Annotated in this window: 1 protein-coding gene; it reads right to left on the bottom strand. The window is 56.7% G+C overall.

Going from position 1 to position 2459, the window contains the following annotated elements:
- The coding region (locus PHP98_07415) for a hypothetical protein (GenBank protein MDD5483463.1) at positions 1-2459 on the bottom strand (2459 nt) is incomplete at both ends.

Genomic DNA, 2459 nt, shown 5'->3' with positions numbered 1-2459 from the left:
TGGATCACGAGTCCCCACGGCAGCAAATCAGCCGTGGCGGTTGCAGCATACCCCTCGGCGCGGGCGGAAAACGCGCTGAGCGCGGTGGCACTCATGGATTTCAGCCAGTAATAATACTTTTTTCCCGGCGTAACCGCCGTGTCATTATACGCGAGCGCGGCCGTCTCCGCTATTTTTGAGCCGCCGCCGTAAGGCGGAGCGATGTTTTCCGTGCTTTTCCAGAGTTCGTAAGCCGAGGCACCCTTGACCGCGCTCCATGAAATTCTGACTTTGTTCACGTATTGGCCCGCGCTTGCGCTTATAGCAAAAGGCCGGCTGAGAATGTAACCTTTTTCCCCGGCGCTGACGGTGCTGGCGCATATTGAATTCGTGGACTGGACGTAATAAGTGTATTCAACGCCTTCCTCCGCCTGCAAGTCATGGTATTCTGTTTCGGTCGTATAATACGCAAAGGCCGGCGACCCGCCCGCGCTGCGGTAGACCCGATACCCGGTGGCAAAATCCACCTCCGCCCAGTTCACGACCACTCTGTTCGTATATAAGCCGTCGCTCGCAAACAAGCCGCTCGGCGCGCTTAAGCGCCGGTACCCGCCGGCATACAAGCTTTTTGCGCCGGCCTGGCCATGGCTATTGACGCTCTGCACCCAGTAATAATACCTGAGTCCGGCCGACACGGTTTCATCGTCGTAATTCGTAACCGTAAGTCCGGAGACGATTACCTCGGCATACTCGGGGTCAAAAGTGGTATGGCGAAGGACATTGTAGGTAACCTCCCCGCCGGTTGGCGAGACCACCGGCGTCCAGGTCACCGCCACGCGATCCTCATAATCGCCTTCGGTGGCCGTAACCCGCGCGGGCGCGCTCGGGGCGCCGATCAACAGCACCACCTTCACATTGTTCGTCCCGCTCCAATGGCCCGCGTAACCCGCGCCGTAATTGGTCGCCGCAATCGCCACGTTGGCGGTGTAAGAGCCGGCCTCATAACCGGATACGTTGCGGAAATAGATGCCCACCGTGTAATGCTCTCCGCTGCTGACGCCGTCGGCGGGCGACACGCCCTGGATTATATTGCCAGGATCATTCACTGAAACATGATAGGCCATACCCAGCCTCGGAGTCGCGCTTGAATTCCAGACCTCAAAATATTCGCCGGTCGGATTGGCGCCTTTGTCAATGACCTGGCTGATGGAGCCGGGCGCGGCCGACAGGACCGGCGTGGAAAACACGCGCAAAGAAACGCTGACCGTTCCGGTGTCCCCTCCGCCGGCAGTGGCGGCCACGGTTATCCGGCCGGTATAATCGCCGGGATTCAGCGCGGAAGTCAGGTAAGTATTCGTCAGAACGTTTGTGGCGCTCCCCGTGATGTATCCGCTGGACGGATTGACGCTCAACCAGCCCGCATCCGTGGAAACGCTGAAAGGCATATCGCCTCCGCCCGCGCTCACATATATGGTTTGGCTGTCCGCATCATATCCGCGCAGGGCGGCGGCGGAGAAATTGGACGGGCTGACCTCCATCCGGCAAACGTTCATAACAACCTGAACGGTCTGCGACTCGCTCTCAAGGTTGGTTGACATCACGGTGAACGAATTGGTATAAACGCCCGGCGATAAAGAGGCGGTATCATAAGCGATCCAGACGGCATTCGTGGCGGCATTGGTGAGACTGCCGACGGCATTGCTGACAATTGTCATGCTCCAGCCGGGAGAAACGGCGTTGGTAACAACCGCGTAATTCAATTGCCCCTCGCCGCGCGATATCACCTGGAAGTGTTGATTGGTGGCAGTCCCCTGATAAAAGACGGTATTCGTCAGCACCGGCGGCGCAACGGACAAGGCCGGAAGGGCATAGAGCGACACTTTGTCAATGTAAGTGGTTGACAGGCCGTAATTATAAACCGTGAATCCCCCCCAGTTAGTAAGAGCCGGATTTATAAAGCGGATGTTATTGGTGATAGAGACTGAATTTAAATTCAGCCGCCAGACTTTGTTGGTATAGTCCAGAAAAAGGTCTATCGTAATGAAGGAATTCGTGTCAACCGGCTCGGCGGGCTGGCCGTCAAGCGTCTGCGTAACGGTTACCCATCCGTTGGTGCCGTCGCGCACCACACAATAACCGTTGCTGTCAAAATAAAACGCCGCCGCCGCGTTAGTGTCATAATTGATGACATTCGTAGCGCCGTCATAAGTTACGATTTTGGTCCGGGTGTGCAGCCAGGTGTTCGGCAGGTTGGTCGCATAACGGTTGGAAAGAGTAACCTCAATGGGTATCGCCGCCAGATTCGTGCTGCCGGCCGGCGCGAGGTCGGCATTGGAAACGACCGTCGCAAAAAAAACCCCGCTTCCATCCTCGTAAGACGAGGAAAACCAGTAATTCGTGTCAATCAGCGGCGTCCCGTTGGTATAACTTTCAAAGTCATCGCTGTAAAGAAGCGCATTGGTCGCCGCAAAGCCGCCGGA

The sequence above is a fragment of the Kiritimatiellia bacterium genome, assembly GCA_028715905.1.
Lineage (GTDB): Bacteria > Verrucomicrobiota > Kiritimatiellia > JAAZAB01 > JAAZAB01 > JAQUQV01.
The sequence above is the reverse complement of the archived record's forward strand: the minus strand, read 5'-3'. Positions and strand labels throughout refer to the sequence as shown.